The organism is Pseudomonas sp. BN414 (assembly GCF_029871275.1).
Classification (GTDB): Bacteria; Pseudomonadota; Gammaproteobacteria; order Pseudomonadales; family Pseudomonadaceae; genus Metapseudomonas; species Metapseudomonas resinovorans_C.
In genome coordinates this window covers 514,557-535,031 of sequence record NZ_SSOL01000078.1, presented here as the reverse complement: position 1 = coordinate 535,031, position 20,475 = coordinate 514,557, and the positions used below count along the sequence as shown (strand labels likewise).

21 protein-coding genes are annotated in these 20,475 nt (G+C 64.8%); 10 read left to right on the top strand and 11 right to left on the bottom strand.

The window, feature by feature from the left end; all coding sequences use genetic code 11:
- Positions 1-23 precede the first annotated feature (23 nt).
- On the bottom strand, positions 24-2,036 hold the full coding sequence (gene rep / locus E8E95_RS27715; protein ID WP_280355419.1) for a DNA helicase Rep: 2,013 nt from the start codon (positions 2,034-2,036) through the stop codon (positions 24-26).
- Between the two features lie 255 nt (positions 2,037-2,291).
- On the opposite strand from rep, the gene E8E95_RS27710 reads away from it, so the two are divergent.
- On the top strand, positions 2,292-3,965 hold the full coding sequence (locus E8E95_RS27710; RefSeq protein WP_280355417.1) for a bifunctional diguanylate cyclase/phosphodiesterase: 1,674 nt from the start codon (positions 2,292-2,294) through the stop codon (positions 3,963-3,965).
- 96 nt (positions 3,966-4,061) lie between these two features.
- On the opposite strand, the gene E8E95_RS27705 is transcribed toward E8E95_RS27710, so the two are convergent.
- The gene (locus E8E95_RS27705) at positions 4,062-5,450 is read right to left on the bottom strand and encodes a NorM family multidrug efflux MATE transporter (protein WP_280355415.1); all 1,389 of its coding nucleotides are present in this window, start codon (positions 5,448-5,450) and stop codon (positions 4,062-4,064) included.
- A gap of 138 nt (positions 5,451-5,588) precedes the next feature.
- Between E8E95_RS27705 and E8E95_RS27700 the strand changes: the two genes are divergently transcribed.
- Positions 5,589-6,506, top strand: coding sequence for a LysR substrate-binding domain-containing protein (locus E8E95_RS27700; RefSeq protein ID WP_280355414.1), 918 nt, complete (start codon positions 5,589-5,591; stop codon positions 6,504-6,506).
- A gap of 15 nt (positions 6,507-6,521) precedes the next feature.
- Here E8E95_RS27700 and betT read toward each other — a convergent pair whose 3' ends face one another.
- The 3 genes from betT to E8E95_RS27685 all read right to left on the bottom strand — a co-directional run bounded on the left by betT (position 6,522) and on the right by E8E95_RS27685 (position 10,409).
- Positions 6,522-8,498, bottom strand: coding sequence for a choline BCCT transporter BetT (gene betT / locus E8E95_RS27695; RefSeq protein ID WP_280355413.1), 1,977 nt, complete (start codon positions 8,496-8,498; stop codon positions 6,522-6,524).
- 112 nt (positions 8,499-8,610) lie between these two features.
- A complete protein-coding gene (locus E8E95_RS27690) occupies positions 8,611-10,107 on the bottom strand; it encodes a YifB family Mg chelatase-like AAA ATPase (protein WP_280355411.1) in 1,497 nt (498 codons plus the stop codon).
- A gap of 38 nt (positions 10,108-10,145) precedes the next feature.
- Complete coding sequence (locus E8E95_RS27685; RefSeq protein WP_077525558.1) at positions 10,146-10,409, bottom strand: accessory factor UbiK family protein; 264 nt, start codon at positions 10,407-10,409, stop codon at positions 10,146-10,148.
- A 411-nt stretch (positions 10,410-10,820) separates the two neighbouring features.
- Between E8E95_RS27685 and glnK the strand changes: the two genes are divergently transcribed.
- From glnK to sutA, 4 genes are all read left to right on the top strand, one after another.
- A complete protein-coding gene (gene glnK, locus E8E95_RS27680; protein WP_003457590.1) occupies positions 10,821-11,159 on the top strand; it encodes a P-II family nitrogen regulator in 339 nt (112 codons plus the stop codon).
- A 34-nt stretch (positions 11,160-11,193) separates the two neighbouring features.
- Positions 11,194-12,513, top strand: a complete 1,320-nt coding sequence (locus tag E8E95_RS27675; protein WP_179061319.1) for an ammonium transporter — start codon at positions 11,194-11,196, stop codon at positions 12,511-12,513.
- A gap of 138 nt (positions 12,514-12,651) precedes the next feature.
- The gene (locus tag E8E95_RS27670) at positions 12,652-13,077 is read left to right on the top strand and encodes a secondary thiamine-phosphate synthase enzyme YjbQ (protein WP_280355408.1); all 426 of its coding nucleotides are present in this window, start codon (positions 12,652-12,654) and stop codon (positions 13,075-13,077) included.
- 76 nt (positions 13,078-13,153) lie between these two features.
- Positions 13,154-13,468 (top strand): transcriptional regulator SutA, encoded by a 315-nt coding sequence (sutA, locus tag E8E95_RS27665; RefSeq protein WP_077525561.1) that lies wholly within the window; start codon positions 13,154-13,156, stop codon positions 13,466-13,468.
- Between the two features lie 100 nt (positions 13,469-13,568).
- Here the strand turns inward: sutA and E8E95_RS27660 are convergent, their stop codons facing one another.
- The 6 genes from E8E95_RS27660 to E8E95_RS27635 are packed head-to-tail and all read right to left on the bottom strand — an operon-like array spanning position 13,569 to position 18,137.
- Complete coding sequence (locus tag E8E95_RS27660) at positions 13,569-14,273, bottom strand: HAD family hydrolase (RefSeq protein WP_280355406.1); 705 nt, start codon at positions 14,271-14,273, stop codon at positions 13,569-13,571.
- Complete coding sequence (gene xerC / locus E8E95_RS27655; protein ID WP_280355405.1) at positions 14,270-15,166, bottom strand: tyrosine recombinase XerC; 897 nt, start codon at positions 15,164-15,166, stop codon at positions 14,270-14,272. Before xerC ends, E8E95_RS27660 begins: the two co-directional genes overlap by 4 nt.
- Before the next feature lie 29 nt (positions 15,167-15,195).
- The gene (locus tag E8E95_RS27650) at positions 15,196-15,897 is read right to left on the bottom strand and encodes a DUF484 family protein (RefSeq protein WP_179061314.1); all 702 of its coding nucleotides are present in this window, start codon (positions 15,895-15,897) and stop codon (positions 15,196-15,198) included.
- The gene (gene dapF / locus E8E95_RS27645) at positions 15,894-16,724 is read right to left on the bottom strand and encodes a diaminopimelate epimerase (RefSeq protein ID WP_280355403.1); all 831 of its coding nucleotides are present in this window, start codon (positions 16,722-16,724) and stop codon (positions 15,894-15,896) included. The genes E8E95_RS27650 and dapF overlap by 4 nt, the downstream gene beginning before the upstream one ends.
- 10 nt (positions 16,725-16,734) lie before the next feature.
- Positions 16,735-17,982, bottom strand: coding sequence for a diaminopimelate decarboxylase (gene lysA, locus E8E95_RS27640; protein ID WP_280355401.1), 1,248 nt, complete (start codon positions 17,980-17,982; stop codon positions 16,735-16,737).
- A gap of 14 nt (positions 17,983-17,996) precedes the next feature.
- A complete protein-coding gene (locus E8E95_RS27635; RefSeq protein ID WP_077525566.1) occupies positions 17,997-18,137 on the bottom strand; it encodes a lipoprotein in 141 nt (46 codons plus the stop codon).
- A 139-nt stretch (positions 18,138-18,276) separates the two neighbouring features.
- Here E8E95_RS27635 and E8E95_RS27630 point away from each other — a divergent pair, with 139 nt between their 5' ends.
- From E8E95_RS27630 to rnk, 4 genes are all read left to right on the top strand, one after another.
- Positions 18,277-19,320, top strand: a complete 1,044-nt coding sequence (locus E8E95_RS27630; RefSeq protein ID WP_280355400.1) for an AraC family transcriptional regulator — start codon at positions 18,277-18,279, stop codon at positions 19,318-19,320.
- Between the two features lie 11 nt (positions 19,321-19,331).
- The gene (cyaY, locus tag E8E95_RS27625; protein WP_179061310.1) at positions 19,332-19,664 is read left to right on the top strand and encodes an iron donor protein CyaY; all 333 of its coding nucleotides are present in this window, start codon (positions 19,332-19,334) and stop codon (positions 19,662-19,664) included.
- On the top strand, positions 19,645-19,848 hold the full coding sequence (locus E8E95_RS27620) for a DUF1289 domain-containing protein (RefSeq protein ID WP_280355398.1): 204 nt from the start codon (positions 19,645-19,647) through the stop codon (positions 19,846-19,848). The genes cyaY and E8E95_RS27620 overlap by 20 nt, the downstream gene beginning before the upstream one ends.
- Positions 19,849-19,990: 142 nt before the next feature.
- Positions 19,991-20,398 (top strand): nucleoside diphosphate kinase regulator, encoded by a 408-nt coding sequence (gene rnk, locus E8E95_RS27615; RefSeq protein ID WP_120653974.1) that lies wholly within the window; start codon positions 19,991-19,993, stop codon positions 20,396-20,398.
- The last annotated feature ends 77 nt before the right edge of the window (positions 20,399-20,475 follow it).

The window sequence follows — 20,475 nt, the reverse complement described above, 5'->3', positions numbered from 1 at the left end:
TCTTTCGCCGGGGTGTCTTCTGATTACGATTTCTTCAGCATGGCACGGATGTCCGACAGGGCCGTGTTGCCGCGCGCGGCCTTCACCTCCACTGGCGCGTCGTCCATGCCTTCCCATTCCAGGTCTTCCTGGGGCAGTTCCTCGAGGAAGCGACTGGGGGAGCAATCGATGATTTCGCCGTACTGCTTGCGCTTGGCGGCGAAGGTCATGGCCAGGTTCTGCCGCGCGCGGGTGATGCCCACGTAGGCCAGACGGCGTTCCTCTTCGATGGTGTCGGCTTCGATACTGGAGCGGTGGGGAAGGATGTCCTCCTCCACGCCCATGATGAAGACGTAGGGAAACTCCAGGCCCTTGGAGGCGTGCAGCGTCATCATCTGCACACCATCCGCGCCTTCCTCTTCCTCCTGCTGGCGCTCGAGCATGTCGCGCAGCACCAGCTTGGCGATGGCTTCCTCGATGGTCATGCCGCCTTCTTCGTCGCGCTCCAGCGTGTTCTTCAGCGCGTCGACGAGGAACCAGACGTTGCCCATGCGGAACTCGGCGACCTTGTCGCTGGAGGCGTTCTGGCGGATCCAGTTTTCGTAGTCGATGTCCATCACCATGCTGCGCAGGGCGGCGATCGGATCGTTCTGCGCGCATTGCTGGCGCACGCCGTCGATGAAGCGCTTGAAGCGCTGCAGGCGGTCGGTGAAGCGGCTGTCGAGATGCTCCGACAGGCCCATCTCGTCGCACGCGGCGAACATCGAGACGCCGCGCTCGGTGGCGTAATTGCCGAGCTTCTCCAGGGTCGTCGAACCGATTTCCCGGCGCGGGACGTTGATCACGCGGAGGAAGGCGTTGTCGTCGTCCGGGTTCACCAGCAGGCGGAAGTAGGACATCAGGTCCTTCACTTCCTGGCGGCCGAAGAAGCTGGTGCCGCCGGACAGCCGATAGGGAATCTGATGGTGCTGGAGCTTGAGCTCCATCAGCTTGGCCTGGTGGTTGCCCCGGTAGAGGATGGCGAACTCGCTGTACGGCCGCTGGGTGCGCAGATGCAGGGTGAGGATTTCCATGGCGATGCGCTCAGCCTCGGCATCCTCGTTGCGGCAACGGATCACCCGGATCGGGTCGCCCACGCCCATCTCGCTCCACAGCTGCTTCTCGAACACGTGGGGGTTGTTGGCGATGAGGATGTTCGCGCATTTGAGGATGCGGCTGGTGGAGCGGTAGTTCTGCTCCAGCATCACCACTTTCAGCGAAGGGAAGTCTTCCTTCAGCTGCATCAGGTTTTCCGGCCGCGCACCGCGCCAGGCGTAGATCGACTGGTCATCGTCGCCGACCACGGTGAACTGCGCCCGATGCTGGACCAGCAGCTTCACCAGCAGGTATTGGCTGGCGTTGGTGTCCTGGTACTCGTCCACCAGCATGTAGCGCACGCGGTTCTGCCACTTTTCCAGGATGTCGGGGTTGTCCTGGAACAGCTTCACCGGCAGCAGGATCAGGTCGTCGAAGTCCACCGCGTTGTACGCCTTGAGCGTGCGCTGGTAGTGCAGGTAGACGACGGCGGCGGTCTGCTCCTTCGGGTTGCGCGCCTTGGCCAGCGCCTCCTCGGGCAGAATCAGGTCATTCTTCCAGTTGCCGATGTAGCCTTTGATCTCGTCGACGCCATCGTCCCCGGCATATTCCTTCTGCATGATGTCGGTCAGCAGCGCCTTGATGTCCGACTCGTCGAAGATCGAGAACCCGGGCTTGAAGCCCAGGCGCGCGTGCTCCTTGCGGATGATATTCAGGCCGAGGTTGTGGAAGGTGGAGACGGTCAGGCCTTTGCCTTCGCCGCCACGCAGCAGGGTGCTGACGCGCTCTTTCATTTCGCGCGCGGCTTTGTTGGTGAAGGTCACCGCGACGATGTACTGCGCGCGGATTCCGCACTGCTGCACCAGGTAGGCGATCTTGCGGGTGATCACGCTGGTCTTGCCGGAGCCGGCGCCGGCGAGCACCAGAAGCGGACCACCGACGTAGTTCACGGCTTCCTGCTGCCGGGGATTGAGTCGGGACATGCTGGGGCTGGAAAAGGCGAATGGCCGCGCATTCTATCAGGCCGGCCGGGTTGTACCGAAGTACCTCTGGGCAACTGTGATGCAACCTCGATTGCGAGCGGGTTGCCCTTGGAAATTTCCACGCAACCAGTACGATGGTGCTCTCTTCATCGGCGAATCGGTGAAGTCCGCGCAGGGAAGCGTGGTAAGAGCGACGCCGAAATGGCGCAGCCTGGCGCGAAAGTGCCGAAGTATCTGTGACCCCGGGGAGGTCATTTGTCCGCGCTCGTCGAGCCCCTGCGCATGCTCCTGTTGGCGGAATCGCCGGCGTGGGCGGAATTGCTTCGCGAACTCCTGGCCGCGATGGGCAGCGCATCCTCCCTGATCACCGCCGCGTCCTGGGACGTTGCAAGCAGCATGGCCGACGAACTCGATTACGCCCTGGTGCTCTGTACCCCTCGACTGCTGCCTGCCGCCGGGCGTTGCCCGCTGCCGATCATCCTCCTGCTGGAAGAAGAGCCCGCCGAATCGCCCCAGGGCGTCAGCGACTGGCTGGTGCGCGAGCATCTGGGCGTCGACACGTTGCGTCGCACCCTGCGCCATATCCGTGAACGGCGGAACCTGCAGCACGCGCTGGAGCGGCTGGCCGAACAGGACCCGCTCACCGGCATCGCCAACCGCCAAGGTTTCCAGACGCTGCTGGCCGCCCGCCTGGTGGAATACGAAGGGCGCGGACTGGTTCTCGGCCATCTGGACCTGGACAACTTCCGCCATGCCAACGATGCCCTCGGCTACCAGGCCGGCGATCGCCTGATCCTGCAGGTGGTCGCACGACTCAAGGCGCAACTGCGCGCTGGCGACCAGTTGGCACGCCTGGGCAGCGACGAGTTCGGCCTGCTGCTGGATACGCGACGCGATCCGGCGCGCGCGGTGCGGGTTGCCGAGCGCATCGCCGAATGCCTGGCCGAGCCCTACCAGGTGGACGGCGAGAGCCTACTGCTTGGTTGCAGCCTGGGGTTGGCATATTCCCGTACCAACGAAAGTGCCGACCCGCTGATGTGGCATGCCCACATCGCCATGCAGCAGGCCAAGGCCAGCCAGGGCTGCACCTTCCATATCTTCGATGAACGCATCAATCGCAGCGCCCGCAGCCGCGCCGACCTGGAAAGCGAACTGCGCCGAGCGTTGCGCCGCGATGAACTGGAACTCCACTACCAGCCGCGTCTGTGCCTGGAAACCGGCAACATCCTTGGACTGGAGGCGCTGGTGCGCTGGCGTCACAGCGAGCGCGGCCTGCTGACTCCCGCCGAATTCGTGCCGCTGGCCGAGGAAAGTGGCCTGATCGTGCCACTGGGCTACTGGGTGATTTCCCGCGCCCTGCGCGATATGCAGTGGCTGCGCGGGCGCGGGCTGCCGCCGTTGCACATGGCGGTGAACCTGTCGTTCCGCCAGTTTCAGGACAGCCAGCTGCTTTCCACGCTGAGCCGACTGATCCACGAGCGCGGAGTCGATGCGCGCTGGCTGGAATTCGAACTGACCGAAACAGCGGTGATGCGCCGCAGCGAGCAGGTGCGCCAGACCATGGATGCCCTGGGACACTTGGGCGTGCGCTTTTCCCTCGATGACTTCGGTACGGGCTTTTCCTCCTTCGTCCACCTCAACAGCCTGCCCATCGCGCTGCTGAAGATCGACAAGAGCTTCGTCGGCGGCATGCATGATCGCCCCGAGAATCGCCAGTTGGTGAAGGCCATGATCAACCTGGCGCAGAATCTCAAGCTGGAAGTGGTCGCGGAAGGCGTGGAAAACGCCGAGCAGCTGTCGCTGCTGCGCCAGTTCGGCTGCAACCAGGTCCAGGGTTATTGGATCAGCCGTCCGCTACCCCTGGCCGAGTTGGCGCGCTTCCTGGTGTTCGGCGCGCGCCAGGCGCTGCTTGCCAGCCAGGAGCTTTGATTCGCGAGCTAGGGCTGACGGGTACCTGTAGGTTGGGCCAAGCGCAGCGCGGCCCAACGTGGCGAGGTGGGCTGGGAATGTTGGGCTTCGCGTAGCTCAGCCACAACCTACAGTTCCCTCGCAGTTATCCACAGGCCGCAGCAATCGCGCAGTCTTCCATTCGAACCCCAGCGTCAGTCCCAATGCCGCACAGGCCAGCCCGAGCGCCAGGCCCCACCAGACGCCGGTCGCGCCCCAGCCGAGGGGGAAGGCCAGCAGCCAGGCCGTCGGGGCGCCAACCAGCCAGTAGCAGCCGAGGCCGACCAGGAAGGTGGTCTTGGCATCCTTGAGGCCACGAATCGCACCCATGGCGATGGTCTGGATGCCGTCGAACAGCTCGAACCAGGCTGCCACCGCCAGCAGGCTCACGGCCAGTTGCACGATGCCCTGGAATTCCGGGGCATCGTGGTCGAGGAACAGACCCACCACCAGCTCCGGCGCGACCCAGAACAGCACCGCGAAGGCGAGCATGCAGCCGGCACCGAAACCGATGCCCAGGCGGCCTGCCCGGCGCGCTTCTTCAAGCCGTCCGGCGCCGAAATGCTGGCCGATGCGGAAGGTCACCGCGTAGGAAATCCCCACGGGCACCATGAACGCCACGTAGACCGACTGGATGGCGATCTGGTGTGCCGCGAGCTGGGTGCTGCCCAGGGCGCCCATGCACAGCGCGGCGAAGGCGAACAGGCCGGACTCCACCGCATAGGTGCCGCCAATGGGCAGGCCCAGGCGCACCAGTTCGGCAAGCGCCTCGCGGGACGGACGTTGCAGCCCCTTGAGCAGCGGATAGGCCGCGTAGGCCGGGTTGCGCACGATATGCCAGGCCAGCAGCAGCGCCATGCTGTTCATCACCACGGCGGTGACCAGGCCGATGCCCGCGAGTCCCATCTTCGGCAGGCCGAACATGCCGTGGATCAGCGCATAGTTGAGGAGGAAGTTGGTCAGGGCGCCGCCAATGCTGATGGCCATGACCGGGCCGGGTCGGCCGATGGCGCTGGTGAAGCCGCGCAGGGCCATGAAACCGAGATAGCCGGGCAGGGCGAAGATCAGGGTGGAGAGGAACTGCATGGCGCCTTCCACGCTTTCCGGCGCCTGGCCGAAGGCGAGCAGGGCGGGTTTCAGGTTCCACAGCAGCAGGCCCGCGCCAAGCGCCATGGCGAAAGCCAGCCAAAGGCCGCTCTGGGTCAGGCGGGTGGCGCCGGCCTTGTCGTCGGCGCCATGGCGGATCGCGACCAGGTTGCCCACGGCGGCGATCACACCGACGCAGAAGATCGACACGAAGGAATAGCTGGCCGCGCCCAGGCCGCCGCCGGCCAGGGCTTCGGGGCCGATCAGGCCCATCATCACGGTGTCGGTGAAGACCATCACCACGTGGGCCAGTTGGGCCGCGATCAGCGGTCCGGCCAGGCGCAGGATGGCCACCAGTTCATTGCGTATGCTCTGCGGCATGAGTAAGGCTCACTATCTTGGAGAGCCGGCCAATCCTCTTGTCCGGCTTTGAATTCAGCAATTCTCCGAGCCTTGATGAATCGGCACAAAAGGAAAAAAATGATGCCATCCATGACTTTGACTCATAGGTAGAGGCATATGTCGCGTCGTCTGCCCCCGCTCTACGCCCTGCGTGCCTTCGAGGCCGCCGCCCGGCATGCGTCCTTCACGCGCGCCGCCGAGGAGTTGGCCATCACCCAGAGCGCGGTGAGCCGGCACATCCGAACCCTGGAAGAGCATTTCTCCTGTCGCCTGTTCGAGCGCCAGGGGCGCAACCTGCAACTCACGGAGCCGGCGCGCATGCTGCTCCCCGGTTTGCGCGACGGTTTCGACGCCCTGGAGCGCGCCTGCACCACCCTGCGGGTCGACGACACCACCTTGCGACTTAAGGCGCCATCGACGCTCACCATGCGCTGGTTGCTGTCGCGCCTCAGCCGCTTCCGCCATCTCAACGACGATATCGAGGTGCAGCTGACCAGCGCCTGGATGGATGTGGATAAGGTGGACTTCCAGCACGAGCCCTTCGATTGCGCGGTGCTGCTCAGCGACGGCCATTTCAGCCAGGACTGGGAGGTGACCCTGCTGTTCAGCGAATGGCTGATTCCGGTTTGTGAGCCGTCCCAGGCCGGACAGCCCTGGAGCCTGGAGCGCCTGCAGGCCACGGAGCTGTTGCACCCGACGCCGGACCGTCGCGATTGGCGCCGTTGGCTGCAGCGCATGGACCTTGGCGAGGAGGTTTCGCTCAAGGGCGGCCAGGTCTTCGACACCCTGGAGCTGGGCATAGTCGCTGCCGCGCGGGGCTATGGGGTGTCCATCGGTGATCTGGTGATGGTGACCGAGGACGTCACCCAGGGCCGCATCGGCCTGCCCTGGCCGACCGCGGTGGCCAGTGGCGACAGCTACTACCTGGTCTGGCCCCGCGCCCGCAGCGGCCAGGACCGCCTGCGGCGCTTGCGTGACTTCTTGCAGGCGGAGGTGGCGGCCATGGCGCTGCCGGCGGTGGAGCTGCTGGGCTAGCCGCAGCTTGATGTTTCAGCGGACCACATGCAGGAAGTGCAGGTGCTTCTCGTACTGATCGAGCAGGTCGCCGATCACTTCCTCACGGCTCCAGCCCATCACGTCGTAGTCCTGTCCGCCCTCGCGCAGGTAAACCTCGGCGCGGAAGTACTTGCGCGAGTCGGCGCCTTCTTCACTGCCATCACGGGCCACGAAGCGGGGCAGCAGCAGGGAGCGGGGGCGTACCTCATAGCTGAAATCGACTTCGCTGCCGTGGCCGACGTTCAACTTGCAGCGCCCGTCCTGGCCGTTCTGCACGTCCACGTCGTAGCCCTGCTTGCGCAGCTCCTCGGACACTTCCTGGCAGGCGGGTCGCACGACTTCCTCGATGAAGCGGGTGACGTGGCTGCGGCGCGGGAACATCAGGATGTTGCGCAGACGCCGTTGCCAGCCGCCCTGTTGGCGATGGGGCGGGCGCGAGAGATTGAGCGCCTGGTAGCGGATGCCGCGTTTGGTGGCGTCCAGGCGCAGGGCCTTGAGCAGGCCCCAGGTTGCGGCCAGCAGCACCACGGCGAAGGGCAGGGCGCTGGCGATGGTCGCGGTCTGCAGGGCTTTCAGGCCGTCGGCGACAAGCAAGGCCATGGCCACGACACCCATCAGGATCGACCAGAACAGGCGCTGCCACAGCGGCGTCACTTCGCGGCCACCGGAGGCCAGCATGTCGACCACCAAGGCGCCGGAGTCGGCGGAGGTGACGAAGAACACCACCACCATCAGCACCGCCACCAGGGAAAGCACGTTGGCGAAGGGGAACTGCTGGAGGAAGGCGAACAGCGCCAGGGAGCTGTCCTGGGCCACGGTATCCGCCAGGCCGTGCACGCCCTCATGAAGCACCAGGTGGATGGCCGAGTCGCCGAATACGGTCATCCACAGCAGGGTGAAGCCTGCCGGAACGAACAGCACGCCGCAGACGAACTGGCGGATGGTGCGCCCGCGGGAGATGCGGGCGATGAACAGGCCGACGAAGGGCGACCAGGACAGCCACCAGCCCCAGTAGAGCAGCGTCCAGCCGCCGATCCAGTCGCTGGATTCATAGGCGTAGAGATTGAAGGTCTTGCTGACGATCTCGGACAGATAGCCGCCGGTGTTCTGGATGAACGTCTTGAACAGGAACACGGTAGGACCCAGCAACAGCACCACGATCAGCAGGACTACCGCCAGCAGCAGGTTGAGCTCGGAGAGAATCTTGATGCCCTTGTTCAGACCGCTGGCCACTGACAGCGTCGCCAGGGCACAGGTGCCGGCGATCAACCCGAGTTGCACGGGCACGCTCACCGGCAGGCCGAACAGCTGGTTCAGGCCGCTGTTGATCTGCAGCACGCCATAGCCGAGCGACGTAGCCACGCCGAACACAGTGCCGAGGATGGCGAAGATATCCACAGCGTGGCCGATAGGGCCGTAGATGCGCTCACCGATCAGGGGGTAGAGCGCCGAACGCAGCGTCAGGGGCAGGTCATGGCGGAAGCAGAAGAACGCCAGGATCAGCGCGACAATCGCGTAGATCGCCCAGGCATGCAGCCCCCAATGGAAGAAGGTCAGCTTCATGGCCTCCCTCGCAGCGGCCACGGTGTTTGGATCGCCCACCGGTGGGTTGGCGTAATGCATCAGCGGTTCGGCGACGCCGAAGAACATCAGGCCGATGCCCATGCCGGCGGAGAACAGCATGGCGAACCAGGTGCCGTTGCGGTATTCGGGCTGGCTATGGTCGGGGCCGAGCTTGATGTCGCCGAAGCGGCTGACAGCAAGAAACACGACGGTGATGAGGATCAGCGCGACCGCCAGGACGTAGAACCAGCTGGCGTTGACGATGATCCAGTCCTGGATGTGGATGAACAGTGTTTGCGCTTGATCGCGGGCGAGGGTGCTGTAGAGCACCAGGGCGATGATGAGGATGGCCGAGCCGAAAAAGACCGGCGGATTGAGGGTGGATTGCGAAGACGAACGTGCCTCCATTGAGCTAGCTCTCCTTTTAATCGGATGGCCGCCAAGGGCGGAAGGCGCGCAAGTCTAACAACTTCGATAGAAGAAGTCTTTCATTGGTGCCTTTGCAATAGTTTTTGTTGCTTCAGGTCATGGCTTCGGGTCGGTACTGCAGGGCTTCGCCGAGGTGATGGCGGCCTATGGTTCCGGCCTGCTCCAGGTCGGCCAGGGTGCGAGCCACCTTGAGGATGCGATGGGCCGCACGCAGGGACAGGTTGAGCCGTTCGCAGGCCTCCTCCAGCCAGATACGGTCTGCGCTATCCAGGGCGCAATGCTGGCGCAGGCCCTTGAGGTCGAGGAAGGCGTTGGCGCACCCCTGACGTTGGAGTTGCACGCGGCGCGACCGCGCCACGATCTCGGCGACTTCCGCGCTGCCCGGCCCTGTGTTGGTAGGTGGCGCCAGCGCTGTGGCTTCGCGGGCGACGGTCAGATGCAGATCGATCCGGTCGAGCAGGGGGCCTGATAGCTTGGCGCGGTAACGCTGGATCTGTTCCGGAGTACAGCGACATCGCCCGGCAGGCTCGCCGAGATATCCACAGGGGCAGGGGTTCATCGCCGCGACCAACTGGAAACGCGCCGGAAAACGGACCTTGTCATGGGCGCGGGCAATGACGATCTCGCCGCTTTCCATGGGCTCTCGCAAGACCTCCAGCACCTTGCGCTCGAACTCCGGCAATTCATCGAGAAACAGCACGCCCTGATGCGCCAGCGTAATTTCGCCGGGCTTTGGACGACTGCCGCCTCCAACCAGCGCGGCGCCGGAAGCGCTGTGATGAGGCTGGCGGAAGGGGCGTTGCGGCCAGCTTTTCAGCGGCGCATGGCTGGCGACTGAGTGGATGGCGGCCACCTCCAGTGCTTCATGTTCTTCCAGCGGTGGCAGCAGGCCGGGCAGACGGCTGGCAAGCAAGGTCTTGCCGGTGCCGGGTGGCCCGCAGAGCAGCAGGTTGTGCGAGCCGGCTGCGGCGACCAGGAGGGCGCGCTTCGCCGCAACCTGACCCTGGACTTCCGCGAGGTCAGGGTAGGGCGGGCGATCATCCATCAGGCCTTGCGGCTGGTAGAACGGAAGCGGGGTGTGGCCGGCGAAGTGCGCGGTCAGCTCCAGCAGGTGCGATGCCGCCAGCACCTTGAGGCCACCGGCCAGGCTGGCTTCTTCGGCATTCTCCCGAGGCACCACCAGGGTACGGCCGGCGGCGCGAGCGGCGAGTGCGGCAGGGAGCACGCCCTGCACAGGACGCAGCGCACCGGAGAGTGCCAGTTCGCCCAGGCATTCCACCTCGTCCAGGGCGCCGGCCGGCAGCTGGCCGCTGGCGGCGAGGACGCCAAGGGCGATGGCGAGGTCGAAACGGCCGCCATCCTTCGGCAGATCTGCAGGGGCGAGGTTGAGGGTGATGCGCCTGGGGGGAAAGTCGAACCCGCTGTTCTGGATCGCGCTGCGTACGCGGTCCTTGCTTTCCTTCACGGCGGTTTCCGGAAGACCCACCAGAGCCAGGGACGGCAAGCCGTTGGCGAGGTGCGCTTCGACGCTCACGGCAGGGGCTTCGACGCCAACCTGCGCGCGGCTGTGGACGATGGCCAGGGACATTGATCACTCCTTGATCGGTCCGCCGGGCCGGAGCGGTATCACTCCGCCGGCGGCGGGTTCAGCTTGGCTTCCAGTTCCGCGACCTTGGCTTCCAGGGCTTCCAGGCGTGCGCGAGTCCGGGCGAGTACCACCATCTGGCTGTCGAATTCGTCACGAGTGACCAGGTCGAGCTTGCCGAAGGCACTCTGCAGCAAGACCTTGAACTGGGCCTCGACCTCGGCACGCGGCAACGGACTGTCGCTGCTGAACAGGCGCGAGGCGGTGGCAGCGAGGGTATCGAGCAGGGCTTTGGGCGGCAGCATGGCGGTTTCCATAAGTGAATGGGGCGGGAGTCTATCACGGTGCCTCCGGCGGCCGTGCCAGTGGCAAGCGATGCACACTTTTTGAGCAATGGCCTGGGGCGGTGCGCACTCCTTTGGTGCGATGAAACCCGGGCCAGGGCCCGTAAAACGCGGCATCCGGCCAGTATCTGCTTGAAAAAACGGACGTTGTTGGGAGCTGGCAAGGTTTCTGCTTGGAGCTGAGTGACGCATGCACCGAGGCAGTTCCGGTGCACCGGGCGAGGCGGGGGAGTGTTTCGCCAGAAGCGGTTGGTTGGTGTCGGAGTGCCGAGGCAGGGCGGACCGACGCGTTACAAAAGCCAGACACTGCGCTTAGACTTGAGCCGGGTTCGTTTTTCCTGGGGCAAGTCAACCAAACACGGGAGAAGTTTCATGAAGCTAGTCACCGCCATCATCAAGCCTTTCAAGCTCGACGACGTGCGTGAGTCGTTGTCCGAGATCGGCGTGCAGGGCATCACTGTCACCGAGGTCAAGGGCTTCGGGCGGCAAAAGGGCCACACGGAGTTGTACCGTGGCGCCGAGTACGTTGTCGATTTCCTGCCGAAGGTGAAGATCGATGTGGCCATCGCCGACGATCAACTCGATCGCGTGATCGAGGCCATTACCAAGGCTGCCAACACCGGCAAGATCGGTGACGGCAAGATCTTCGTCGTCAATCTGGAACAGGCCATCCGTATCCGTACCGGCGAAACCGGCACAGACGCGATCTAAGCCGCCGAACCCCAACGCCCCAGGAGAAAACAACATGACTCTGCGTAAAGTCGCAGGGCTAGGAGCCCTTTTGTCCCTCGTTACCCCCGGCCTGGCCATGGCCGCCGACGAGGTCGTGCTGAACAGTGGTGACACGGCGTGGATGATCGTCGCTACTGCGCTGGTGCTGTTCATGACCATCCCCGGCCTGGCGCTGTTCTACGGCGGCATGGTGCGCTCCAAGAACGTCCTTTCGGTGATGATGCAGTGCTTCGCCATCACCGGCCTGATCAGCATCCTCTGGGTGGTCTATGGCTACAGCCTGGCCTTCGACACCACCGGCATGGAACAGGGGGTGATCAACTTCAATTCCTTCGTGGGTGGCCTGTCCAAGGCGTTCCTCAGCGGCCTGAACACCAGCAGCCTGGTGTACGCGATTCCTGAGAGCGTGTTCATCACCTTCCAGATGACCTTCGCCATCATCACCCCGGCCCTGATCGTCGGCGCCTTCGCCGAGCGCATGAAGTTCTCCGCCATGCTGATCTTCATGGCTGTCTGGTTCACCCTGGTCTACGCCCCGATCGCCCACATGGTGTGGAGCGGCAACGGTGGCCTGATGTGGGACTGGGGCGTGCTCGACTTCGCCGGTGGCACCGTGGTGCACATCAACGCGGGTGTCGCCGGTCTCGTAGCCTGCCTGGTACTGGGCAAGCGCAAGGGCTATCCGACCACTCCGATGGCTCCGCACAACCTGGGCTACACCCTGCTCGGCGCCGCCATGCTCTGGGTGGGCTGGTTCGGTTTCAACGCGGGTTCCGCAGTTGCTGCCAACGGCACTGCCGGCATGGCCATGCTGGTTACCCAGATCGCCACTGCTGCCGCTGCCCTGGGCTGGATGTTCGCCGAATGGCTGACCCACGGTAAGCCGAGTGCACTGGGTATCGCTTCCGGCGTGGTCGCCGGCCTGGTTGCCATCACCCCGGCTGCCGGCACCGTCGGCCCGATGGGCGCCCTGATCATCGGCCTGGTTGCCGGCGTGGTCTGCTACTTCTGCGCCACCAGCCTGAAGCGCAAGCTGGGCTATGACGACTCCCTGGACGCCTTCGGCGTGCACGGCATCGGCGGTATCGTCGGCGCCCTGCTGACCGGCGTATTCGCCGCACCGGCCCTGGGTGGCTTCGGCACCGTGGAAGACATTGGCGCCCAGCTGCTCATCCAGTTCGAGGGTGTCGCGTTCACCGTCGTCTACACCGGTATCGTGACCTTCGTGATCCTGAAAGTGCTGGACGTAGTCATCGGCCTGCGCGTCAACGAAGAAGAAGAGACCGTCGGCCTCGACCTGGCTCAGCACAACGAGCGCGGCTACAACCTCTGATCCTCATGATTTCCCCGTTCGGCGGTTGCCGGCGGGGATGTCGGCGGGAATGCCAAAAAGGGCGCCGAAAGGCGCCCTTTGTTTTTTTTTCGGCCGCGCTAGAATGCCCGCCGTACGAGCCGGAACAGGTATTCGCGCATGTGGCAGCAGACCCTGATCACCTTGCGTCCGAGGCCGCGTGGCTTCCATCTGGTCACCGAAGAAATCCTGGCCGCGTTGCCGGAACTGCGGCGCTACCGGGTGGGTCTGTTGCACCTCTGGCTGCAACATACGTCGGCCTCCCTGACGGTGAACGAGAACGCCGACCCTGCGGTCAGGCGGGACTTCGAGCGATTCTTCAATCGCCTGGTGCCTCAGGGTGAAAGCGGCTATGAACATGACCATGAAGGGCCGGACGACTTGCCCGCGCACTTCAAGGGCAGCCTCCTCGGCTGTCAGCTGAGTCTGCCGGTCCAGGACGGGCAACTGGCGATGGGCACCTGGCAAGGTGTCTACCTGGGCGAGCACCGTGATCACGGCGGTTCGCGACGGGTACTGGCGACCTTGCATGGCGAGGCGTACTGAATTTTTTCTGGCAGCGTTAGAAAGCTGGCGCAGCTGGGCTATAACTAACCTGCTTTGGCAAGGCATGAGGTAGAACATGAGCGACGAAGAACTGGAACAAGACGAGCTGGAAGCGGCCGACGAGGAAGACGGCGAAGAGCTGGCTGCAGCCGATGATGGTGACAGCGACGACGATGGCGAGGCCCCTGCCCCCTCCGGGAAGAAGGCCAAGGCTGCGGTCGAAGTCGAGGAAATGCCCAGCATCGAAGCCAAGCAGAAAGAGCGCGATGCCCTGGCCAAGGCCATGGAAGATTTCCTGGCCCGTGGTGGCAAGGTGCAAGAGGTCGAGCCCAACGTGGTTGCCGACCCGCCCAAGAAGCCGGACAGCAAATACGGCAGCCGCCCCATCTGAGGCCGGCACCCGTCGAAAAAGCCCGCCATTGGCGGGCTTTTTCATGGGCGACGGATCGCTCGCGGGATGGATAAGGAGGTGTCTGACGCGGTATGTCCGGTCAGTGCCACTTCGCCCAGCGCGCCAGGACTTCGGGCAGCTCCCTCAGGCTGGTGATTTCCGCGTCGGGCAGTTGCTCGCCGGTCCACTCCTTGCCCAGCGGGTTGAACCAGATGGCGCGCAGGCCGGCACGGCGGGCGCCTTCGATATCGTCGGCCGGATGGTCGCCGATGTGCACGGCTTCGCCGGCGCTGACACCGCCGCGCTTGAGCGCTTCGAGGAAGGGCATCGGGTCGGGCTTGCCGATGCCCAGTTCTTCGGCGCAAAGGGCGAACTTGAAGTAGTCGGCCAGACCCAGGCGGCGCACGTCGGCGTTGCCGTTGGTGATCACCCCCAGGCTGTAGCGAATGGCCAGGCGCTCGAGGGTAGGCACCGTATCGGGGAAGAAAGTGATGCGGTGACGGGCGTGGAGCATCGCCTGGAAAGCGCCTTCGGCCAGATCGATGGCATCCTCGGCGGAGTAACCGACGCCTTCCAGTGCCCGGCGCAGGGTACGGCGACGCAGTTCACTGAGGCGATGTTTCAGGCTGGGCTCGGCGGCCAGGACCTCGCCACGAATGGCCCATAGGTGTTCCACCGGCAGGCTGCCCAACGCCGGGGTGTGTTCCATCAGCCAGTCGCGCATGGCGGTTTCGGCGCCCTCGATCACCGGGCGGTTATCCCAGAGGGTGTCGTCCAGGTCGAAGGTAATCAGCTGGATAGTCATTCGTCAGCTCCCCGTCGCTTCGCCCTCGGATGGGCCTGGTCGTAGACCGAGGCCAGGTGCTGGAAGTCCAGGTGGGTATAGATCTGGGTGGTGGAGATATCGGCATGGCCGAGCAACTCCTGCACCGCTCGCAAGTCCTGGGACGACTCCAGCATATGGCTGGCGAAGGAATGTCGCAGCATGTGCGGATGCAAATGCTGGCCCAGTTCACGAACGCCCGCCTGGCGGACCCTCAGTTGGATCGCGCGCGGTGTCAGGCGGCGGCCTTGCTGGCTGATGAAGACCGCGCCGTCACCGGGATTGGCGGTTGCGCGCAGGGGCAGCCATTCTTCCAGCGCCTCACGAGCCTTGCTGCCCACGGGCAACTCGCGGGTCTTGTTGCCCTTGCCAAGTACCCGCACCAAGCCCGCGGAGAGGTCGAGTCCTTCGAGGTTCAGGCCTACCAGTTCGGATAGCCGCAGGCCCGAGGAATAGAACAACTCCAGCATGGCCTGGTCGCGGCGGGCGATGAAATCGTCTTCCACGCCCCCGTCCAGCAACTGCTGGGCGCGGTCGGCGTCGAGTGCGCGAGGAAGGCGGCGAGCCCCCTTGGGCGCGGCGAGGCCATTGGCGGGATCGTGACGGCAGCGACCTTCGCGGATCAGGTACTGATAAAGGCCACGCACGGCCGAGAGCAGGCGCGCCAGGCTGCGGCTGGACAGGCCATCCTGATGCAGTCGGGCAACGAAACTGCGCAGGCTGCGGACATCCAGATCGGTCCAGTCGGCAATGCCGTACTTCTCGCAGAGCGCGCGCACCTTGAGCAGGTCGCGGTGGTAGCCGTCCAGGGTATGGGCCGACACCTGCCGCTCGCTGCGCAGGTGGTTCAGGTAGGCGTCCAGGTCGGCATTCATGGGACTTCCTTGGAATGCGCGGCGGTGGGTTATCTCACCGAACGCAGGGGGGATGCGAAGCGCGGCAGTACCCGGGCCAGCACTTCCGCGACATAACCGAGGAACAGGGTGCCGAGGGAGCTCTTGTAGTGCTGCGGATCGGGACTTCCGATGGCGAGCACGCCGTGTAGGCCCTGGTGAGTCAGGCTGACCACTGCAGCGGAGCCCACCTGGTCGCGTTCTTCGGCGCCGAACAGGAACTCCAGTTCATGGCTGCGGAGCACGCCGCAGATGGTCTTGCCGCCGGCCAGCAGGCCGCCGATGCTCTGGTGCGCTTCGGCGGTGGTGACACTGCGACCCACCGGCAGGGTGATCTCGCTGAACAGGATGAGGCTGACGAAGGGCACCTGGAATTCGTGGCGCAGGCTGTCTTCCACGGCGCCGACCACTTCTTCCAGGCTGGAGGCGTCGAGCAGGTCGAGCACCAGGCGCCGGGTCTTGTCGAACAGACGGTCGTTCTCCCGGGCCACGTCCATCAGTTGCGACAGGCGATGGCGCATCTCGATGTTGCGCTCGCGCAGCAGCTTCACCTGGCGTTCCACCAAAGATACGGCGTCGCCGGGCTGGTGGGGGATGCGCATCTCGGGGATCAGTTCCTCGTGCTGGACGAAGAACTCCGGATGGAGGCGCAGGTAGGCTGCCACCGTTTCGGAGTCGAGATGTTGCGGCTGGTCCTGGTGCTGGTCGGTCATAGGCGAACCTGTCCTTCGAATACGCGGACGGCGGGTCCGGTCATCATAACGGGCTGTCCCGGACCGGCCCACTCGATCAGCAGCCGGCCACCCGGCAAGTCGAGTTGCACCGGGGAGTCCATCCAACCCTGGCGGATTGCAGCCACTGCCGCCGCGCAGGCGCCAGTGCCGCAGGCCTGGGTTTCCCCGGCGCCGCGTTCCCAGACGCGCAGCTTTGCCAGCTTGCGGTCGACGATCTGCAGGAAGCCCACGTTCACCCGCTGCGGGAAGCGTGGATGGTGTTCCAGCTTCGGCCCGAGGCTATGCACCGGGGCGGTGGTGACGTCGTCGACGCGCAGCACCGCATGGGGGTTGCCCATGGAAATGGCTGCCAGCTCGACGGTCTGGCCGTCCACATCGACCGGATAAACCAGCGCTTCAGTGTCGGCGACGAAGGGAATCTGCTGCGGCACGAGGCGCGGCGGACCCATGTCCACGGTGACCTGGCCGTCGGGACGCACATCGAGCTCGATGATGCCGCCCTTGGTTTCCACGCGGATGCGCTTCTTCACCGTCAGGCGCTTGTCGATGACGAAGCGGGCAAAGCAGCGCGCACCGTTGCCGCACTGTTCCACTTCCGAGCCATCGGAGTTGAAAATGCGATAGCGGAAGTCGACGTCCGGATTGGTGGGGGCTTCGACTATCAGCAGCTGGTCGAAACCGATACCCGTGTTGCGGTCGCCCCACTGCTTGGCATGTTTGGGCTGGATGTGAGCGTGCTGGCTGACCAGGTCGAGGACCATGAAGTCGTTGCCGAGGCCGTGCATCTTGGTGAAGCGCAATAGCATGGATGCGCCCTCACTGCGGCAGCAGGCTTTCGCCGGCATAAAGGTCTTCGATAGTCTCGCGGCGGCGCACCTCGAAGGCTTGCTCGCCATCCACCAGCACCTCGGCGGCGCGGCCGCGGGTGTTGTAGTTGGAACTCATCACGAAACCGTAGGCGCCAGCGGAGCGAATCGCCAGCAGATCACCCTCGGCCAGCACCAGGCTGCGCTCGCGGGCGAGGAAATCGCCGGTTTCGCAGATCGGGCCGACCAGGTCGTAGGTGCGCTCGGTACCGGCATGGGGTTGCACCGGCACCACGTCCATCCAGGCCTGGTAGAGGGCCGGGCGGATCAGGTCGTTCATGGCCGCGTCGATCACCGCGAAATCCTTGTGTTCTGTGAGCTTGAGGTATTCCACCTGGGTCAGCAGCACGCCTGCGTTGGCGACTATGGAGCGACCGGGCTCGAACAGCAGCTCCAGGTTGCGACCCTTGATGCGCTGGCGCACGGCCTGGATGTACTCGCCGGGCAGCGGCGGCTGCTCATCGCGGTAGCGCACGCCAAGGCCGCCACCGAGGTCCAGGTGGCGAATGGCGATGCCGCGTTCGTTCAGGCGGTCGATCAGGTTCAGGAGGCGGTCGAGGGCATCGAGGAAGGGCTCCAGGCTGGTGAGCTGGGAACCGATATGGCAGTCGACGCCGATCACATCGAGGTGGGACAGGCTGGCGGCCTGGACATAGACCGCTTCGGCTTCATCTATGGAGATGCCGAACTTGTTTTCCTTCAGGCCCGTGGCGATGTACGGGTGGGTGCCGGCATCCACGTCGGGATTGACCCGCAGCGAGACCGGCGCCTTCACGTCCATGGCGGACGCTACGTTCTGCAGGCGCTCCAGTTCGTTGCGCGACTCGACGTTGAAGCAGTGCACACCTGCTTCCAGGGCACGGCGCATGTCGTCGCGGCTCTTGCCAACGCCGGAGAAGACGATGCGCTCGGGAGCGCCGCCGGCAGCCAGCACGCGCTCCAGCTCACCGCTGGACACGATATCGAAGCCCGCGCCGAGACGCGCCAGCAGGTTCAGTACACCGAGGTTGGAATTGGCCTTGACCGCATAGCAGACCATCCCCGGCGAGCCGGCGAGGGCGTCGGCATAGGCCTTGTAACCCGCCTCGATCGCGGCGCGGGAATAGACATAGGTGGGCGTGCCGAAGCGAGCGGCGATATCGGACAGCGCTACGCCTTCCGCGAACAACTCCCCGTCGCGGTACGTGAAAGCGTCCATGACAGCTCCCCCGATCAGCGGATGTACACGTCTTTCTGGTGTTCTTTCGCTGCTTTCTCGTCGTCAGGCATGTAAAGCGGGCCTTTCTGACCACAGCCGGCCAACAGGCAGACAGCGGCGAGCAGCGCGACGAAGGGTGCGTGGAGTCGCTTCATGACGGAGTCCTTGCAGAAAACGTGAATTGTTCCGGAGTATACCGACCCCCCGCCGCCTTGCCTATTCGGTGAAATTCCCGCCCGGCGTGGCCTGCGGGCCTTTGCGGCGCTAGCATTGGCGACTGAAAAAGGAGCTCTCATGGACAACGCCGCATCCCTGGCCGGCTCGGTCTCGGTCGCCTATCTGCAGGGGCTGGTGGAGCGTATCGAACAGTTCGGCGTGGCCCCTGCCGAGTTGCTGGGTCACGTCCAGCTGACACCCGCGATACTTTCCCAGCGCGACCAGCGCATCGCCGCCAGCGCTTACCTCGAGCTGCTTGGCCATGCCGCGCGGCTTTCCGGCGACCCGCACCTCGGCCTGCACCTGGGCGAAGCGGTACGTCCCGGCCATTACGGGGTGTTGGGCTTTCTGCTGATGAGCTGCGCCACCCTCGCCGATGCCCTGCATCGCCAGGCACGCTACGCGGCCCTGGTGGGCAACCTGGGCCATGTGGAATTGGCCGACGAGCCGCCGCGCGATGGGCTGGAGCCTTTGGTGGCGCACAGCTGGGCGTCGATCCTGCCCCAGCAGCGCGCGCTGCTGGCGGAAGAAACCTTGTCCGGCTGGGTGACCTTCGGTCGCTGGATAACCGGGCTGGACATCCCGCCAACCGAAGTGCGCTTCCAGCACCCCGCGCCAGTCGACACTGCCGAACACCAGCGGATCTTCCGTTGCCCGGTGCTGTTCGGCCAGGCAGACAATGCCCTGATTTTCCCCAAACGCCTGTTGGCGACGCCGCTCGGCCAGGCCGATGCCGAAGTGCGCCGGCTGTTCGATGGTTACGCCGAGCGCCTGCTCAGCGAACTGCGCCAGGGGCACAGCGTGCTGGACCGGGCCCGTGAGCTGCTGGCTGCGCAGTTGTCTGCCGAAGGGCCGGACCTGGAGCGCCTGGCCGACGAACTGGCGTTGAGTCCTCGCACGCTGCAGCGCCGCCTGCGCGAGGCCGGGTTATCCTTCAGCCAGCTGGTGGATGAGACTCGCCAGCAGCTGGTGCTGCACTATCTGCGTGATCCGACCCTGGAGCTGGCCGATATCGCCTTCCTGGTCGGTTTCAGTGAACCCGGCTCTCTCGGCCGCGCCTTCCGGCGCTGGACCGGACAGAGCCTTGGCGAGTACCGTCGCCCTCCATCCCAAATGCCTTGAGGTAAACCCCGATGAGTTTGACCGAAGCCCGATTCCACGACCTGGTCGATGAAGCCCAGGAGCGCGTGGAAGACGTGTTCGATGACAGCGACCTGGACCTGGACCTGGAGAACAGCGCCGGCGTGCTCACCGTGCGTTTCGAGAACGGCAGCCAGGTGATCCTCAGCCGCCAGGAGCCGCTGCGTCAGCTCTGGGTGGCAGCACGCTCGGGGGGCTTCCACTTCGATTATGACCAGGCCAGCGGTCGCTGGATCTGCGACAGCAGCGATGAGCCGCTGGGTGAGCTCCTCAACCGAGTGACCCGCGAGCAGGCGGGTGAAGACCTTGAGTTCGACGAACTCTGATAGCGCACTCCCGGCACGTCACCCGTCGCCCTGCATCCGACATTGCTGCCTGGACGACACGGACGTGTGCGTAGGCTGTGGCCGAACCCTGGCGGAAATCTGCGAGTGGGGCGCGGCGAACGACCAGCGCCGACGCGAAATCTGCACCGCCGCCGAGCAGCGAAAGCGGCCGCTGCCCGGGTGACCGGGTGGTCTTGCCAATCGCAGTCGCGCTGACGTACTGTCGGGCTTCCGGCAATTTTGTCCGGGCAGACAGAATCTGAAACCCCGCCCTCGGGCGGGGTTTCGCTTTTCTTGCACACTGAACAAGGAGTCGCGCGTTCGCCATGAACACCCACCCGCCCATCACCATTACCCGTCTCGACCTGCAACGCCTGGAGCGCCTGCTCGACAGCCTGGAGGAATTCGGCCCCGCCGCCGAGGCGCTGGAAAGCGAGCTGGCTCGCGCCCAGGTGGTTGGCCATGAGGAGGTTCCGCCGGGCGTCGTCACCATGAACTCGCGCGTGCATTGCCGCGAGGAAAGCAGTGGCAAGGACTACCACCTGACCCTGGTCTACCCGGAAGACGCGGGTGGCGAAGGCAAGGTTTCCATTCTCGCCCCGGTGGGCAGCGCGCTGCTCGGCCTGTCCGTCGGCCAGCACATCGATTGGCCGGTTCCCGGCGGCAAGACTCTCAAGCTGACCCTGCTGGACGTCGAGTACCAGCCGGAAGCGGCGGGCGAATACGCGCGCTGATTCGTACACCCTGTCCTGTGGGAGCGAATTCATTCGCGATTGAAATCGCTCCCACAGGTGGCCGGATTCCAGCGATC

Bases quoted from the DNA above. Each gene is read 5' to 3' on its own strand.
- rep (WP_280355419.1), bottom strand. From the start codon at position 2,036: ATGTCCCGACTCAATCCCCGGCAGCAGGAAGCCGTGAACTACGTCGGT.
- E8E95_RS27705 (WP_280355415.1), bottom strand. From the start codon at position 5,450: ATGCCGCAGAGCATACGCAATGAACTGGTGGCCATCCTGCGCCTGGCC.
- E8E95_RS27700 (WP_280355414.1), top strand. From the start codon at position 5,589: ATGTCGCGTCGTCTGCCCCCGCTCTACGCCCTGCGTGCCTTCGAGGCC.
- betT (WP_280355413.1), bottom strand. From the start codon at position 8,498: ATGGAGGCACGTTCGTCTTCGCAATCCACCCTCAATCCGCCGGTCTTT.
- E8E95_RS27690 (WP_280355411.1), bottom strand. From the start codon at position 10,107: ATGTCCCTGGCCATCGTCCACAGCCGCGCGCAGGTTGGCGTCGAAGCC.
- E8E95_RS27685 (WP_077525558.1), bottom strand. From the start codon at position 10,409: ATGCTGCCGCCCAAAGCCCTGCTCGATACCCTCGCTGCCACCGCCTCG.
- glnK (WP_003457590.1), top strand. From the start codon at position 10,821: ATGAAGCTAGTCACCGCCATCATCAAGCCTTTCAAGCTCGACGACGTG.
- E8E95_RS27675 (WP_179061319.1), top strand. From the start codon at position 11,194: ATGACTCTGCGTAAAGTCGCAGGGCTAGGAGCCCTTTTGTCCCTCGTT.
- E8E95_RS27670 (WP_280355408.1), top strand. From the start codon at position 12,652: ATGTGGCAGCAGACCCTGATCACCTTGCGTCCGAGGCCGCGTGGCTTC.
- sutA (WP_077525561.1), top strand. From the start codon at position 13,154: ATGAGCGACGAAGAACTGGAACAAGACGAGCTGGAAGCGGCCGACGAG.
- E8E95_RS27660 (WP_280355406.1), bottom strand. From the start codon at position 14,273: ATGACTATCCAGCTGATTACCTTCGACCTGGACGACACCCTCTGGGAT.
- xerC (WP_280355405.1), bottom strand. From the start codon at position 15,166: ATGAATGCCGACCTGGACGCCTACCTGAACCACCTGCGCAGCGAGCGG.
- E8E95_RS27650 (WP_179061314.1), bottom strand. From the start codon at position 15,897: ATGACCGACCAGCACCAGGACCAGCCGCAACATCTCGACTCCGAAACG.
- dapF (WP_280355403.1), bottom strand. From the start codon at position 16,724: ATGCTATTGCGCTTCACCAAGATGCACGGCCTCGGCAACGACTTCATG.
- lysA (WP_280355401.1), bottom strand. From the start codon at position 17,982: ATGGACGCTTTCACGTACCGCGACGGGGAGTTGTTCGCGGAAGGCGTA.
- E8E95_RS27635 (WP_077525566.1), bottom strand. From the start codon at position 18,137: ATGAAGCGACTCCACGCACCCTTCGTCGCGCTGCTCGCCGCTGTCTGC.
- E8E95_RS27630 (WP_280355400.1), top strand. From the start codon at position 18,277: ATGGACAACGCCGCATCCCTGGCCGGCTCGGTCTCGGTCGCCTATCTG.
- cyaY (WP_179061310.1), top strand. From the start codon at position 19,332: ATGAGTTTGACCGAAGCCCGATTCCACGACCTGGTCGATGAAGCCCAG.
- rnk (WP_120653974.1), top strand. From the start codon at position 19,991: ATGAACACCCACCCGCCCATCACCATTACCCGTCTCGACCTGCAACGC.